The sequence below is a fragment of the Stenotrophomonas veracruzanensis genome, assembly GCF_032911525.1.
Classification (GTDB): Bacteria; Pseudomonadota; Gammaproteobacteria; order Xanthomonadales; family Xanthomonadaceae; genus Stenotrophomonas; species Stenotrophomonas africana.
Window position 1 is genome coordinate 1 of sequence record NZ_JAWJTI010000024.1, and the last position, 13,921, is coordinate 13,921.

At 66.6% G+C, this 13,921-nt stretch carries 16 protein-coding genes; 14 read left to right on the forward strand and 2 right to left on the reverse strand.

Features of this window, described 5'->3' with window-relative positions; translation table 11 throughout:
* Positions 1 to 44: 44 nt before the first annotated feature.
* Positions 45 to 1,934 (reverse strand): DNA topoisomerase IV subunit B, encoded by a 1,890-nt coding sequence (gene parE / locus R1H25_RS14210; protein ID WP_049447768.1) that lies wholly within the window; start codon positions 1,932 to 1,934, stop codon positions 45 to 47.
* Positions 1,935 to 2,106: 172 nt separating this feature from the next.
* Here parE and R1H25_RS14215 point away from each other — a divergent pair, with 172 nt between their 5' ends.
* The 10 genes from R1H25_RS14215 (at position 2,107) to truD (ending at position 10,000) form a co-directional block, all read left to right on the forward strand.
* Positions 2,107 to 2,340: a hypothetical protein gene (locus R1H25_RS14215; protein WP_014036734.1), complete on the forward strand. Its 234-nt coding sequence runs from the start codon at positions 2,107 to 2,109 to the stop codon at positions 2,338 to 2,340.
* Positions 2,341 to 2,740: 400 nt separating this feature from the next.
* Positions 2,741 to 4,405 (forward strand): CTP synthase, encoded by a 1,665-nt coding sequence (locus R1H25_RS14220; RefSeq protein ID WP_014036735.1) that lies wholly within the window; start codon positions 2,741 to 2,743, stop codon positions 4,403 to 4,405.
* Between the two features lie 89 nt (positions 4,406 to 4,494).
* Positions 4,495 to 5,325: a 3-deoxy-8-phosphooctulonate synthase gene (gene kdsA / locus R1H25_RS14225; protein WP_014036736.1), complete on the forward strand. Its 831-nt coding sequence runs from the start codon at positions 4,495 to 4,497 to the stop codon at positions 5,323 to 5,325.
* The gene (locus R1H25_RS14230; RefSeq protein WP_317223902.1) at positions 5,322 to 5,669 is read left to right on the forward strand and encodes a hypothetical protein; all 348 of its coding nucleotides are present in this window, start codon (positions 5,322 to 5,324) and stop codon (positions 5,667 to 5,669) included. The genes kdsA and R1H25_RS14230 overlap by 4 nt, the downstream gene beginning before the upstream one ends.
* Positions 5,669 to 5,998, forward strand: coding sequence for a hypothetical protein (locus tag R1H25_RS14235; RefSeq protein ID WP_049447765.1), 330 nt, complete (start codon positions 5,669 to 5,671; stop codon positions 5,996 to 5,998). Before R1H25_RS14230 ends, R1H25_RS14235 begins: the two co-directional genes overlap by 1 nt.
* 96 nt (positions 5,999 to 6,094) lie before the next feature.
* Complete coding sequence (gene eno, locus R1H25_RS14240; RefSeq protein ID WP_053442798.1) at positions 6,095 to 7,387, forward strand: phosphopyruvate hydratase; 1,293 nt, start codon at positions 6,095 to 6,097, stop codon at positions 7,385 to 7,387.
* 4 nt (positions 7,388 to 7,391) lie between these two features.
* Positions 7,392 to 7,745 (forward strand): cell division protein FtsB, encoded by a 354-nt coding sequence (ftsB, locus tag R1H25_RS14245; RefSeq protein ID WP_049447762.1) that lies wholly within the window; start codon positions 7,392 to 7,394, stop codon positions 7,743 to 7,745.
* Complete coding sequence (ispD, locus tag R1H25_RS14250) at positions 7,742 to 8,440, forward strand: 2-C-methyl-D-erythritol 4-phosphate cytidylyltransferase (protein ID WP_057499492.1); 699 nt, start codon at positions 7,742 to 7,744, stop codon at positions 8,438 to 8,440. The genes ftsB and ispD overlap by 4 nt, the downstream gene beginning before the upstream one ends.
* 34 nt (positions 8,441 to 8,474) lie before the next feature.
* On the forward strand, positions 8,475 to 8,972 hold the full coding sequence (gene ispF, locus R1H25_RS14255; RefSeq protein WP_005409005.1) for a 2-C-methyl-D-erythritol 2,4-cyclodiphosphate synthase: 498 nt from the start codon (positions 8,475 to 8,477) through the stop codon (positions 8,970 to 8,972).
* Positions 8,969 to 10,000, forward strand: coding sequence for a tRNA pseudouridine(13) synthase TruD (truD, locus tag R1H25_RS14260; RefSeq protein ID WP_317223903.1), 1,032 nt, complete (start codon positions 8,969 to 8,971; stop codon positions 9,998 to 10,000). The genes ispF and truD overlap by 4 nt, the downstream gene beginning before the upstream one ends.
* Before the next feature lie 69 nt (positions 10,001 to 10,069).
* On the opposite strand, the gene R1H25_RS14265 is transcribed toward truD, so the two are convergent.
* Positions 10,070 to 10,609, reverse strand: a complete 540-nt coding sequence (locus R1H25_RS14265) for a Smr/MutS family protein (protein ID WP_088025603.1) — start codon at positions 10,607 to 10,609, stop codon at positions 10,070 to 10,072.
* Positions 10,610 to 10,818: 209 nt separating this feature from the next.
* Between R1H25_RS14265 and surE the strand changes: the two genes are divergently transcribed.
* The 4 genes from surE to R1H25_RS14285 are packed head-to-tail and all read left to right on the forward strand — an operon-like array spanning position 10,819 to position 13,687.
* Positions 10,819 to 11,598 carry a 5'/3'-nucleotidase SurE gene (gene surE / locus R1H25_RS14270; RefSeq protein ID WP_010485979.1) on the forward strand — a complete coding sequence of 260 codons (780 nt, stop codon included), beginning with the start codon at positions 10,819 to 10,821 and terminating at the stop codon, positions 11,596 to 11,598.
* Complete coding sequence (locus R1H25_RS14275; protein ID WP_010485977.1) at positions 11,595 to 12,272, forward strand: protein-L-isoaspartate(D-aspartate) O-methyltransferase; 678 nt, start codon at positions 11,595 to 11,597, stop codon at positions 12,270 to 12,272. The genes surE and R1H25_RS14275 overlap by 4 nt, the downstream gene beginning before the upstream one ends.
* A gap of 18 nt (positions 12,273 to 12,290) precedes the next feature.
* The gene (locus R1H25_RS14280; protein WP_005409010.1) at positions 12,291 to 12,905 is read left to right on the forward strand and encodes a YqaA family protein; all 615 of its coding nucleotides are present in this window, start codon (positions 12,291 to 12,293) and stop codon (positions 12,903 to 12,905) included.
* Positions 12,902 to 13,687 (forward strand): peptidoglycan DD-metalloendopeptidase family protein, encoded by a 786-nt coding sequence (locus tag R1H25_RS14285; RefSeq protein WP_317223904.1) that lies wholly within the window; start codon positions 12,902 to 12,904, stop codon positions 13,685 to 13,687. The genes R1H25_RS14280 and R1H25_RS14285 overlap by 4 nt, the downstream gene beginning before the upstream one ends.
* Positions 13,688 to 13,921: the final 234 nt, after the last annotated feature.

The window sequence follows — 13,921 nt, forward strand, 5'->3', positions numbered from 1 at the left end:
CCCCCCCCCCCCCCCCCCCCCCACTACCGGGTGATGGGGCTGGATCAGACTTCCAGCGAAGCCAGGTCGCCCTTCGACTCCAGCCAGCCCTTGCGGTCGGACGCACGCTTCTTGGCCAGCAGCATGTCCATCAGCGAGCTCGTCTGCTCGCGATCGTCCACGGTCAGCTGCACCAGGCGGCGGGTGTCGGGGTGGATGGTCGACTCGCGCAGCTGTGGCGGATTCATCTCGCCCAGGCCCTTGAAGCGGGTGACGTTGATCGCGCCCTTGATCTTCTCGCGTTCGATCTTGTCCAGCATCGAGCGCTTTTCTTCCTCGTCCAGGGCGTAGAACACCTGCTTGCCCACGTCGATGCGGAACAGCGGCGGCATCGCCACGAACACGTGGCCGGCATCGACCAGCGCCGGGAAGTGCTTGAGGAACAGAGCGGTGAGCAGGGTGGCGATGTGCAGGCCGTCGGAGTCCGCGTCGGCCAGGATGATGACCTTGCCGTAGCGCAGGCCGCTGATGTCGTCCTTGCCGGGATCACAACCGATGGCGATGGCCAGGTTGTGCACTTCCTCCGAGGCCAGCACGCTGTTGGACGAGACTTCCCAGGTGTTCAGGATCTTGCCGCGCAACGGCATGATGGCCTGGAAATCCTTGTCGCGTGCCTGCTTGGCGCTGCCACCTGCCGAGTCACCTTCCACCAGGAACAGCTCGGTACGCGACAGGTCCTGGCTGATGCAGTCGGCCAGCTTGCCAGGCAGGGCCGGGCCCTGGGTGACCTTCTTGCGGACGACCAGCTTTTCGGTCTTCAGGCGCGCGCTGGCGCGTTCGATGGCGATCTGCGCGATTTTCTCGCCCAGGTCCACGTTCTGGTTCAGCAGCAGGCTGAAGGCATCGTGGGCGGCGCCTTCAACGAAGCCGGCGGCCTGGCGCGAGGACAGGCGCTCCTTGGTCTGGCCGCTGAACTGCGGATCGGTCATCTTCAGCGACAGCACGAACGACACCCGGTCCCACACGTCTTCCGGCGCCAGCTTGACGCCGCGCGGCAGCAGGTTGCGGAAGTCGCAGAACTCGCGCAGCGCCTCGGTCAGGCCGGTACGCAGGCCGTTGACGTGGGTGCCGTGCTGGGCAGTGGGGATCAGGTTGACATAGCTTTCCTGCACCAGCTCGCCTTCCGGCAGCCAGGCCACGGCCCAGTCAACAATTTCGGTGTCCTTCTTCAGGTTGCCGACGAACAGCTCGGCCGGCAGCATCTCGCGATCGCCCAGTTCCAGCTTCAGGTAATCGCGCAGACCGTCTTCGTAGTACCAGGTATCGACTTCACCGGTGGCTTCATCCGTCAGCTTCACGGTCAGGCCCGGGCACAGCACAGCCTTGGCGCGCAGCAGGTGCTTGAGCGCGCGCACCGCGAACTTGGGCGTGTCGAAGTACTTCGGGTCGGGCCAGAAGCGCACGCGGGTGCCGGTGTTCTTCTTGCCGACGCTGCCGACCACTTCCAGCGGCGTGGCGCGGTCGCCATTGCGGAAGGTGATGCGGTGTTCGGCGCCTTCGCGCTTGATGTGCACCTCCACCAGGGTCGACAGCGCGTTGACCACGCTGACGCCGACGCCGTGCAGGCCGCCGGAGAAGGTGTAGTTGTTGTTGCTGAACTTGCCGCCGGCATGCAGGCGGGTCAGGATCAGCTCGACACCCGGGATCTTCTCTTCCGGATGGATGTCCACCGGCATGCCGCGGCCGTCATCGCTGACCTCCACGCTGCCGTCCTTGTACAGGGTGATCTCGATCGAGCGGGCGTGGCCGGCGAGGGCCTCGTCCACCGAGTTGTCGATCACTTCCTGCGCCAGGTGGTTCGGGCGCGCGGTGTCGGTATACATGCCGGGACGGCGCTTGACCGGGTCAAGGCCGGACAGGACTTCAATATCGGCGGCGTTATAACGGGCGTTCATCTGTCTTCGAAAGCTTGGAGCGACGGGCAAGTGTGGGGTCTGGCACGGGATTTTGCACGCCTGCGGTTCAGTCTCGGCGACGCAGAGGGGGTAAAATGGCAGCCGCTGGAATCTGAACGCCGGCGACCCCCGTTGGGTCGAAACATCCAAGCCATACCGCGAGGAGGACCTCATGAAGAAGTTGCTGACCATTGCGATCCTGGCCGCTGCCGCTGTTGCAGTGCCGCTGGTGGTGGCGCAGAACGCCGGCCAGCCGGCCCCGCAGCAGGGCGACCAGGCCGACAAGGCGCAGGCCGAGGCGGACGCCAAGGCCAAGCGCCGTGCCCAGGCCAATGCCGAAATGAAGGCGCAGGGCCAGCCGGCCCCGCAGAAGGAAGAAGAGGAAGAAGCGCGCAAGAAGCGCTGATCCCGCGACCTGCCAGGCGCCCTTGCGACAAGGGTTGCGCTCCGGAACGCCCCGCTTTGCGGGGCGTTTCTTTTTAGGAACGTGGCGTCTGCCCCTTGGGTTGGCGGCCATCAATCTGTAAACTATGGCTTTCCGGGAGTAAGTGCGTGTCCACCCTTTGCGAATGGGCTGGAGCGGCCAAGCGTGGCTTCCAGCATGGCGGGTCGCAGGTGACGGTCGATTTGACCGGCACGGTCGCCCCGACCTCGCACGGGGGTCCTTGTACGGCGCCTGTCGCCGCACGGATCCGCACCTCCCTCGCTGTCCCAGCGAACCGGAAAACCCCCTCTGAGCACCATGCCCGCCCTACGGGCGCGCGTGGTGCTGCCGTTTTCCATTTCCAGACAGGATGCTTGCAGCCATGACTCCCTTGATTTTCGTAACCGGCGGCGTGGTGTCCTCGCTCGGCAAAGGCATTGCCGCCGCGTCGCTGGCCGCCATTCTTGAAGCCCGTGGCCTGAAGGTCACGATGATGAAGCTCGACCCGTACATCAACGTCGACCCGGGCACCATGAGCCCGTTCCAGCACGGTGAGGTCTACGTCACCGACGACGGCGCCGAGACCGACCTCGACCTGGGCCACTACGAGCGCTTCGTGCGCACCCGCCTGAGCCGCAAGAACTCGGTCACCACCGGCCGCATCTACGAGAACGTGATCCGCAAGGAGCGTCGCGGCGACTACCTGGGCGCGACCGTGCAGGTCATTCCGCACATCACCGACGAGATCCGTCGCTGCATCGACGAAGCCACCGAAGGCTACGACGTGGCGCTGGTCGAGATCGGCGGCACCGTCGGCGACATCGAGTCGCTGCCGTTCCTGGAAGCGATCCGCCAGGTGCGCACCGAGCGTGGCCCGGAGAAGGCGCTGTTCATGCACCTCACCCTGGTGCCGTATATCGGCGCCGCTGGTGAGCTGAAGACCAAGCCGACCCAGCATTCGGTGAAGGAACTGCGCTCGATCGGCATCCAGCCGGACGTGCTGCTGTGCCGTTCGGAACAGGCCGTGCCGGATTCGGAGCGCCGCAAGATCGCCCAGTTCACCAACGTTTCCGAGCGCGCGGTGATCAGCGTGCCGGACGTCGACGTGCTGTACCGCATCCCGTCGGGCCTGCACGCACAGGGCCTGGACGAGATCGTGGTCAACCAGCTGAAGCTGGCTGACAAGGCCGGTCCGGTCGATCTGTCGATGTGGGAGGACGCGGTCGACGCGACCCTGCATCCGCTGGACGAAGTGACCATCGCCGTGGTCGGCAAGTACGTCGATCACCAGGATGCCTACAAGTCGGTCGGTGAAGCACTCAAGCATGGCGGCCTGCGCCAGCGCACGAAGGTCAACCTGAAGTGGCTGGAAGCACAGGACCTGGAAGGCACCGACATGGCCGCGCTGGCCGATGTCGACGGCATCCTGGTGCCGGGTGGCTTCGGTGACCGTGGTTTCGAAGGCAAGGTGCTGACTTCGAAGTTCGCCCGCGAGCAGCACGTACCGTACTTCGGCATCTGCTACGGCATGCAGGCGGCCGTCGTCGACTACGCGCGCAACGTGGTCGGCCTGGAAGGCGCCAACAGCACCGAGAACGACCGCCAGTCGCCGAACCCGGTGATCGGCCTGATCACCGAATGGCGTACCGCCACCGGCGATGTCGAGAAGCGTGACGACAAGAGCGACCTGGGTGGCACCATGCGCCTGGGCCTGCAGGAACAGCGCCTGAAGCCGGGCACGCTGGCCCGCGAGCTGTACGGCAAGGATGTGGTCGCCGAGCGCCACCGCCACCGTTACGAGTTCAACAACCGCTACCGCACCCAGCTGGAAGATGCGGGCCTGGTGATCGCCGGCAAGTCGATGGACGACACCCTGGTGGAAGTGGTGGAACTGCCGCGCGATGCGCACCCGTGGTTCCTGGCCTGCCAGGCGCATCCGGAATTCCTGTCCACGCCGCGTGACGGCCATCCGCTGTTCATCGGTTTCATTCGCGCCGCACGCGAGCGCAAGGCCGGCGGCAAGCTGCTGCAGGAAGCCCGCGCCTGACTTGTGATGGGGGCCGTCGGCCCCCATCTTGCACGCTTCAACCCCCAGCGCACCGGCCCGGCCGGTGCCGCGGACAACAAGGAAACGCCATGAAACTGTGTGGATTCGAGGTCGGGCTGGACCAGCCCCTGTTCCTGATCGCCGGCCCCTGCGTGATCGAGTCGATGCAGCTGCAGCTCGATACCGCCGGCAAGCTGAAGGAAGTCACCGACAAGCTCGGCGTCAACTTCATCTTCAAGTCCAGCTTCGACAAGGCCAACCGCACCTCGGGCACCGCGTTCCGTGGCCCTGGCATGGAGGAGGGCCTGAAGGTCCTGGCCGAGGTCAAGAAGCAGATCGGCGTGCCGGTGCTGACCGACGTCCACGAATACACCCCGATGGACGAAGTGGCCTCGGTGGTGGATGTGCTGCAGACCCCGGCATTCCTGGTCCGCCAGACCGACTTCATCCGCAAGGTGTGCTCGGCCGGCAAGCCGGTCAACATCAAGAAGGGCCAGTTCCTGGCGCCGTGGGACATGAAGCCGGTCGTGGAGAAGGCCAAGGCCACCGGCAACGAGCAGATCATGGTCTGCGAGCGTGGTGCCAGCTTCGGCTACAACAACCTGGTCAGCGACATGCGTTCGCTGGCGGTGATGCGCGATACCGGTTGCCCGGTGGTGTTCGACGCCACCCATTCGGTGCAGCTGCCGGGCGGGCAGGGCACCAGTTCCGGTGGCCAGCGCGAGCACGTGCCGGTGCTGGCCCGTGCCGCGGTGGCGGTGGGCATCTCCGGCCTGTTCGCCGAGACCCATCCGGATCCGTCCAAGGCCCTGTCCGATGGACCCAACGCGTGGCCGCTGGACCAGATGGAAGCGCTGCTCGAGACCCTGATGGAGCTCGACGCGGTGACAAAGAAGCACGGCTTCTCGCGCTTCGCGTGAGTCGTGACCCGTGGCTGGCGCTGGAAACCCAGCGCCACCGCCGCCACTGGAGTCAGTGGTCGTGGGGCCCGATCGCGCTGGGCCTGGCCGTGCTGTTCACCGTGGGCATGTTCGGCCTGGTGCTGATCGGCGCCGCGTCCGTGCGGCCACCCGGTGATGGCAGCAGCGCACTCGATCTGCAGGCGTACTTCATTGCGCTGCTGGTGGCAGAGCTGCTCGGTGCCGTGGGATGCGTCGCTGCCGCAGTGCTGGCCTGGCGGCTGAATCGCGGCAAGGTGGCCGCGGGCCTGGCGATCATCCTGCTCTCGCTGTGGCTGGGCGCCCTGTTCTACGGATTTCTTTGATGAATACGACCTCATCAGCGCGTGGCTGGCCGTGGGGTCTGGTCGCGCTGGGGCTGTCCGTGCTTGCCTGGGCATCGGTGCTGATGGGTGTGCTGGCCTTTGCTGCAAGCTTCGGCTCGCCGGGTGACGGCAACCATGGCATACAGGCCATGCAGTACTGGATTCTGGCCGCACTGGTTACGCTGGGTCTGTCTTTCGTCGGCAGCCTGATGGCAATGGTGCTGGCCTGGCGACGCAGCCGTGGTCCCGTCGCGGCGGCGTTGGCCGGTGTGTTGCTGGTGATGCTGGTGTCGCTGGCCCTGATCGTGATCGGGTCCAGCTGGGGCTGAGGTTGCCCACGCCATTTGGCAAGTGGCGGGCAGCCGGGGATAATCACGCGGCATTCGTTTTGTCGCCCCCTCTCCAGACAGGTAACCGGCCCGACCATGAGTACGATCCGCAGCATCCACGCCCGTGAAATCCTCGACAGCCGTGGCAACCCCACGCTGGAAGCCGAAGTCATCCTGGAGGACGGTTCGTTCGGTCGTGCCGCGGTTCCCTCCGGCGCCTCGACCGGCACCAAGGAAGCGGTCGAGCTGCGTGATGGCGACAAGACCCGTTATCTGGGCAAGGGCGTGCGCAAGGCCGTCGATAACGTCAACACCACGATTGCCGCCGCGCTGAAGGGTTTTGAAGCCACCGACCAGGCCGGCCTCGACCGTCGCCTGATCGATCTTGATGGCACCGAGAACAAGGGCCGCCTGGGCGCCAACGCACTGCTGGGTGTTTCGATGGCCGCTGCGCACGCCGCCGCCGCATCGAACAAGCAGGCGCTGTGGCAGTACCTGGCCGCCAAGACCGGCGTTACCCCGTCGCTGCCGGTGCCGATGATGAACATCATCAACGGCGGTGCGCATGCCGACAACAACGTGGACTTCCAGGAGTTCATGGTGCTGCCGGTCGGCTTCACCTCGTTCTCTGAAGCGCTGCGTGCCGGTACCGAAATCTTCCATTCGCTGAAGTCGGTGCTGAAGGGCCACGGCCTGAGCACGGCGGTGGGCGACGAAGGTGGCTTCGCGCCGGACTTCCGCAGCAACGTTGAAGCGCTGGACACCATCCTCGAGGCGATCGGCAAGGCCGGCTACACCGCCGGTGAAGACGTGCTGCTGGGCCTGGACGTGGCCTCCAGCGAATTCTTCGAGAACGGCAAGTACAACCTGGTCGGCGAGAACAAGCGCCTGACCTCCGAGCAGTTCGTCGACTTCCTCGCCGACTGGGCCGCGCAGTACCCGATCATCACGATTGAAGACGGCCTGGCCGAGAACGACTGGGCTGGCTGGAAGCTGCTGACCGACCGCATCGGCAAGAAGGTGCAGCTGGTCGGTGACGACCTGTTCGTGACCAACCCGAAGATCTTCCAGGAAGGCATCGACTCGGGCACCGCCAACGCGATCCTGATCAAGGTCAACCAGATCGGCACCCTGAGCGAAACCCTCGAAGCGATCGCCATGGCCGACCGCGCTGGCTACGCCGCCGTGGTCTCGCACCGTTCGGGCGAAACCGAAGACACCACCATTGCCGACATCGCAGTGGCCACCACCGCCACCCAGATCAAGACCGGCTCGCTGTGCCGCAGCGATCGCGTGGCCAAGTACAACCAGCTGCTGCGCATCGAGGAAGCCCTCGGCGCCGGCGCGCGTTACGCCGGTCGTGACGCGTTCGTTTCGCTGAAGCGCTGAGCCGATGCGCGACTGGCGCTGGATGCTGCTGGTGCTGGCCCTGCTGCTGGGCTGGCTGCAGTACCGCTTCTGGTTCGGTCCGGGCAATTCGGGCGAAGTGATGATGCTCGAAGCCCAGGTCGCCAACCAGGAGCGGGACAATGAGGGTCTGCAGCAGCGCAACGATGCGCTCGCTGCCGAAGTGAAGGACCTCAAGGAAGGCCAGTCCGCCATCGAGGAACGCGCACGCAGCGAGCTGGGCATGATCAAGCCCGGCGAGAAGTTCTACCGCGTGGTCGAGGATGCGCCGGTCCAACCGGTGCAGCCTGCCGCTGGCGTCAGTGCCCAGGCCGGCGAACACCCGGCAGACGTGCCATGAGCGCGGCAATCTGGGTGGTGGTTCCGGCCGCCGGCCGTGGTGCCCGCTTCGGTGCGCCGCTGCCCAAGCAGTACCTGCAGGCAGGTGGGCAGATCCTGCTTGCCCATACCCTGGATGCACTGCTGGCGCACCCGGCCGTGGCCGGTGCGATGGTGGTGATCGGCCAGGACGACGCCGACTGGCCAGGCTGGAACGAGTGGGCGGGCAAGCCGGTGCTGACCTGCATCGGTGGCGCGACCCGTGCCGCTTCGGTGCTGGCTGGTCTGCAGGCGCTGCCGGACTCGGTGCGCGCCGATGAGTTCGTGCTGGTCCACGATGCGGCGCGGCCGAACCTGTCGCTGGCCGATCTCGGCCGCCTGCTTGAAGTCGGTCGTACCGACCCGGTCGGGGCGATCCTGGCCGCACCGGTGCGTGACACGCTCAAGCGCGCTGGCGATGACGGTGGCATCGATGGCACCGAGCCGCGCGAGCGCCTGTGGCGTGCACTGACCCCACAGCTGTTCCGCCGCCACCAGCTCAGCCGCGCGCTGTCCGACGCCGCGGCCGCCGGTGTTGAAGTCACCGACGAGGCCATGGCCATGGAGCGCCAGGGCCAACGCCCGCTGCTGGTGGAAGGCAGCGAGGACAACTTCAAGGTCACCACCCCGGCCGATCTGGACCGGTTCGAATTCGTACTTTCCCGCCGCGCCGGCTGACCGTCCGCGCGGCCCTGCTGCAAGGGTTGCATCCATGAGCACCGCACCGTTCCCGCCCGTCCGCATCGGCCAGGGCTACGACGTCCATGCCTTCGGTGAAGGCGATCACATCATGCTCGGCGGCGTGAACGTGCCGCACAGCTGCGGCGTGCTCGCGCACAGCGATGGCGACGTGATCCTGCACGCCCTCTGCGATGCGATGCTCGGCGCGCTGGCGCTGGGTGACATCGGCCAGCACTTCCCGCCGAGTGACGACCGCTGGAAGGGCGCCGACAGCAGCGATTTCGTGCGCCACTGCGACAGCCTGCTGCGCGAGCGCGGCTGGCGCGTCGGCAACACCGACATCACCGTGATCTGCGAGCGTCCGAAGGTCGGCCCGCATGCGCTGGCGATGCGGGAGCGCATCGGTGGGTTGCTGCAGCTGCCGCTGGATGCGGTCAGCGTCAAGGCCACCACCTCGGAGAAGCTGGGCTTCACCGGCCGTGGCGAAGGCATCGCTGCACAGGCCGTTGTGCTGCTGGTGGCGGCATGATTCCGCTGCCGTTGGCGTTTGGTGCGCCGTTGTTGACGGCGCGCATCCGCACCACGCCGGACGATTTCCAGGTTGACGAGCTGCCGGCCTTCGAGGCCACCGGTGAAGGCGAGCACCTGCTGCTGCACATCCGCAAGCGCGGCGCCAACACCGTGCATGTGGCCAAGGTGCTGGCCAAGTGGGCGGGCCTGCCGGAAATGGCGGTGAGCTACGCCGGGATGAAGGATCGCCATGCGGTCACCACCCAGCGTTTCAGCGTGCACCTGCCCAAGCGCGTCGCGCCGGACCTGGCCGAGCTGGCCAGTGACGAGATCGAAGTGCTCGAAGCCACCTGGCACAACCGCAAGCTGCAGCGTGGCGCACTGGCCGGCAACCGCTTCAAGCTGGTGCTGCGCGAAGTGCAGGGCGATGCCGCAGCAATCAGCGAACGCCTGCAGCAGATTGCCGAGCGCGGCTTGCCGAACTGGTTCGGCGAGCAGCGCTTTGGCCGCGACGGCGGCAATGTGCCGGCGGCACTGGCGATGTTCGGTGGCCGCCGCATGCGCAAGGACCAGCGTTCGCTGCTGCTGTCAGCTGCTCGTTCGGCGCTGTTCAATCGGGTGCTGGCCGCGCGTGTGGAGCAGGGCAACTGGGACCAGCCGCTTGAAGGTGAAGTGTGGATGCTCGATGGCAGCCGCAGCGTGTTCGGACCCGAGCCGTACACCGATGTCCTGGCCGAGCGCCTGGCGCGTTTCGACATCCATCCCAGCGCGCCGCTGTGGGGCGAAGGCGAGCTGCGCAGCACCGATGCGGCACGCGAGCTGGAGCTGGCCGCGCTGGACGACGAAGAGTCGAAGGCACTGCGGGCCGGCCTGGAAGACGCGCGCCTGAAGCAGGAGCGCCGCGCGCTGCGCCTGCGCCCGGCGCTGCTGCAGCACCAATGGCTGGCCGATGACGTGCTGGAGCTGTCGTTCGCGCTGCCGCCGGGCTGCTACGCCACCGCCGTGCTGCACGAGTTCGGCCCGGTCGAAGACGCCTCGCAGGCCTGACAGAAAAAGGGGACGGAGGGAATTGAGTCGTTTGTGGCACAAACGACTTAATTCCCTCCGTCCCCTTTTTCATCTGCGCGCCAGCAGCACCAGCATCGCACCGGTACCGCCTTGCCCGGTTGGCGCCGAGTGGAACGCCAGCACATCATTGCGCAGCCGCAGCAGGCGGTCGACCAGGTTCTTCAGTACCGGCGCACCGCCATCGGACTGCAATCCCTTGCCGTGGATGATGCGCACGCAGCCATAGTCGTGTGCATGCGCTTCCAGCAGGAACTGGCGCAGCAGTGTCTCCGCCTGCGACGCGGTGGCGCCGTGCAGGTCCAGTTCGTCCTGCACCGAGTACTGGCCACGCTTCAGCCGCTGGAACAGGCGAGGTGGCAGGTTGTCGCGGCGATAGCTGGCCACGTCGCCGGCTTCCAGTGGCGTGCTGTCGCGCAGCAGCCGTGCGAACTCGCCGGCGGCTTCGGCCTCGTCACGTTCGGCCATGCGCGCGCGCGGCTTCGGCCGGGGCGCAGCCGGTGCCGGCTCGGCATCCTTGCGCAGCGGCGTCACTTCGCCGATGGCCGCACGGAACAATGCGGCTGGATCTTCGTCTTCAGGGTGCGACATGCGCACAGGGTAAACCGCCGGCGCAGGTCTGCCTATGACGGTTCGATGTCGGTCGTGACCGCCGGCAGGGTAGGACCGGCGGCTCGCATGCGGCACAATAGACGATGCCCTTGCAGGGTCGACGGCTTCCGCAGGGAAGTACGACGGTCCCGCCCACATTGCACGGTGATGGAATCGAATTCTTGGAAAATCAAGCGGTTAAATCGAAGATGCGAATCCTGGTCAGTAACGACGATGGCGTCGACGCCGCAGGCATCCGGATGCTTGCTTCGGTGTTGCGTGAGGCCGGTCACGAAGTCACGGTGGTCGCGCCCGACCGCGATCGTTCCGGCGCCAGCAATTCGCTGACCCTCGACCTGCCGATCCGCCTCAAGCGCATCGACCATTACACCGTCTCGGTGGCCGGCACCCCGACCGACTGCGTGCACCTGGCGCTGACCGGGCTGCTCGAGTTCGAACCCGATATTGTCGTGTCCGGCATCAACAATGCCGCCAACCTCGGCGATGACGTGATCTATTCCGGCACCGTCTCGGCGGCGATGGAAGGTCGCTTCCTCGGCCTGCCGGCGGTGGCGGTCTCGCTGGTTACCCGCAACCATGATCCGAAGCACTTCGAGACCGCCGCGCGCGCCGCGGTGGAGATCGTCGCCCGGCTCAAGGCCGATCCGTTGCCGGCTGACACCATCCTCAACGTCAACGTGCCTGACCTGCCGTGGAGCGAAGTCAAGGGCTTCGAGGTCACCCGCCTGGGCAACCGCCATCGCGCCGAAGGCTGCATCGCGCAGAAGGATCCGCGCGGCAACGAGGTGTACTGGATCGGCCCGGCCGGTCGTGAGCAGGACTCCGGCCCCGGCACCGATTTCCATGCGGTGCGCACCGGCCACATTTCGATCACCCCGATCCAGGTCGACCTGACCCGTTACCAGGCACTGGAGAAGGTGGCCAGCTGGGTCGGCGGCCTCAGTGCCGCGCTGGACCAGCCAGCATGAGCCCACGCCTGCGCCTGCAACCGGAAGCCGTCGGTATCGGCATGACCTCGCAGCGCGTGCGTGACCGCCTGGTCGACCGCCTTCGCGAAGCCGGGATTGTCGACGAGCCGACCTTGAACGCGATCCGGGTGGTGCCGCGCCATCTGTTCATCGACGAGGCACTGGCCTCGCGTGCGTATGAAGACACCGCGCTGCCGATCGGTCACGGCCAGACCATCTCGCAACCCTGGGTGGTCGCGCGGATGACCGAGGCGGTGCTCCAGGTCGCGCCGAAGCGGGTGCTGGAAGTCGGCACCGGATCCGGTTACCAGGCCGCCATCCTCGGTGCGCTGGGCCTGGAGGTCTACACCGTGGAGCGCATCGGTGACCTGCTGCGCCAGGCGCGCAAGCGCTTCCGTGCGCTGGGCATGAACATCCGCACCAAGCATGACGACGGCCGCGTCGGTTGGGCCGAGCACGGTCCGTTCGATGCCATCGTGGTCACTGCGGCGGCGCCGGCACTGGTCGACGCCCTGATCGAGCAGCTCGCCGAGGGCGGCCGCCTGGTGGCGCCGGTCGGTGGCCCAGGGGCGCAGTCGCTGGTACAGCTGGACCGCAAGGCCGACGGCAGCATCGAACAACACGTGTTGGCGCCGGTCACGTTCGTGCCGCTGCTGTCTGGCATGCTCGACTAATCCACGGAGCAGGGTTGCATGAAGATTTTCGGGCCGCTGTACGAGCGGGCGATGAAGTGGGCGGCGCACGAACGCGCGCCGACCTACCTGACGGTGTTGAGCTTCTTCGAGGCGATCATCTTCCCGGTGATGCCGGAGGTGATGCTGGCACCGATGTGCGTGGCCCAGCCCAAGCGCGGCTGGTGGTTCGCCACCCTCAGCCTGGCCGGCTCGATGGTCGGCGCGCTGATTGGCTATGCACTGGGTCATTACGCCTTCGAAGCGATCAAGCCGTTGTTCGAAGCACTGGGCATGCTGCCGGCCATCGAGCAGGGCATCACCACCGTGCAGGCGAAGATGGCCGAGTCGCCGTGGGCGGTGTTCACCTTCCTGGTGCTGGGCGGATTCATGCCCATCCCGATGAAGGTCTTCACGTGGGCATCGGGTATCGTCGGCGTACCGATGCCGCAGTACCTGCTGAGCATGCTGATCGGTCGCGGCAAGCGCGTATTCGTGCTGGCTGCGGTCATCCGTATCGGTGGTGCGCGTGCTGAAGCGGCACTGCGTCGCTGGATTGAACCGCTGGGCTGGATCGCCACCGCGTTGGTGGTGGTGCTGATCGCCTGGCTTGTATGGAGGTCGAAGTTCGCATGAGTCCTGATCGTCTGAGCAAAGGAGTGCGCATCGGCGCGCTGGCGTTGCTGGTTTCCACCCTGGCCGCCTGCGGTACCGCGACTGTGGTTCGTCCTGGTGGTGGCAGCACCGCGGGTGGTGTGACCACGCCGAAGACCTCGGTGCCCAAGCCCGGGCAGACCGTGGTGGTGCGCAAGGGCGACACCATCTATGCGCTGGCCCGCATCCATGACATCACCCCGGCCGACCTGATTGCCTGGAACAGCCTGGACAACCCCTCGACCATCCATCCGGGGCAGGTGATCCGGCTGTATCCGGCCGGTGCCGGCGCCGGCCGCGCGCCGACCACGGTGGTGACCCCGCCGCGTTCCGGTGGCAGCAGTGGCGGCAGCACCACACCGGCCCCGGCGCCGGTGGGACCGGTGAAGAGCAACATCGCCTGGCGGTGGCCGGCTGACGGCGCCATCGTTGGTCGCTACGTGGCCGGTGACGCGACCAAGCAGGGCGTGGACATCGCCGGCACCAGCGGCCAGGCGGTCAAGGCCACCGCCAATGGCGTGGTGGTGTATTCCGGTGCCGGTCTGGTCGGCTACGGCGAGCTGATCATCATCAAGCACAGCGACCAATGGCTGTCGGCCTATGGCCACAACCGCAAGCGCCTGGTGAATGAAGGGCAGAGCGTGAAGGCCGGCGAGCAGATCGCCGAAATGGGCCGTACCGGTGCGAACCGCGACATGGTGCACTTCGAGATCCGCTACAACGGCAAGCCGGTCGACCCGCAGCAGTACCTGCCGGCGCGCTGATCGTCGATTCATAATCCGGGCGGATCCCCGGCCCGGCGCAGCGCGCCGGGCGTTCGCCGACGGTGCGGCCCATGGGCCGCAAACACCGCCGGCTCACCCGCTACAACGGCAAGCCGGTCGACCCGCAGCAGTACCTGCCGGCGCGCTGATCGTCGATTCATAATCCGGGCGGATCCCCGGCCCGGCGCAGCGCGCCGGGCGTTCGCCGACGGTGCGGCCCATGGGCCGCAAACA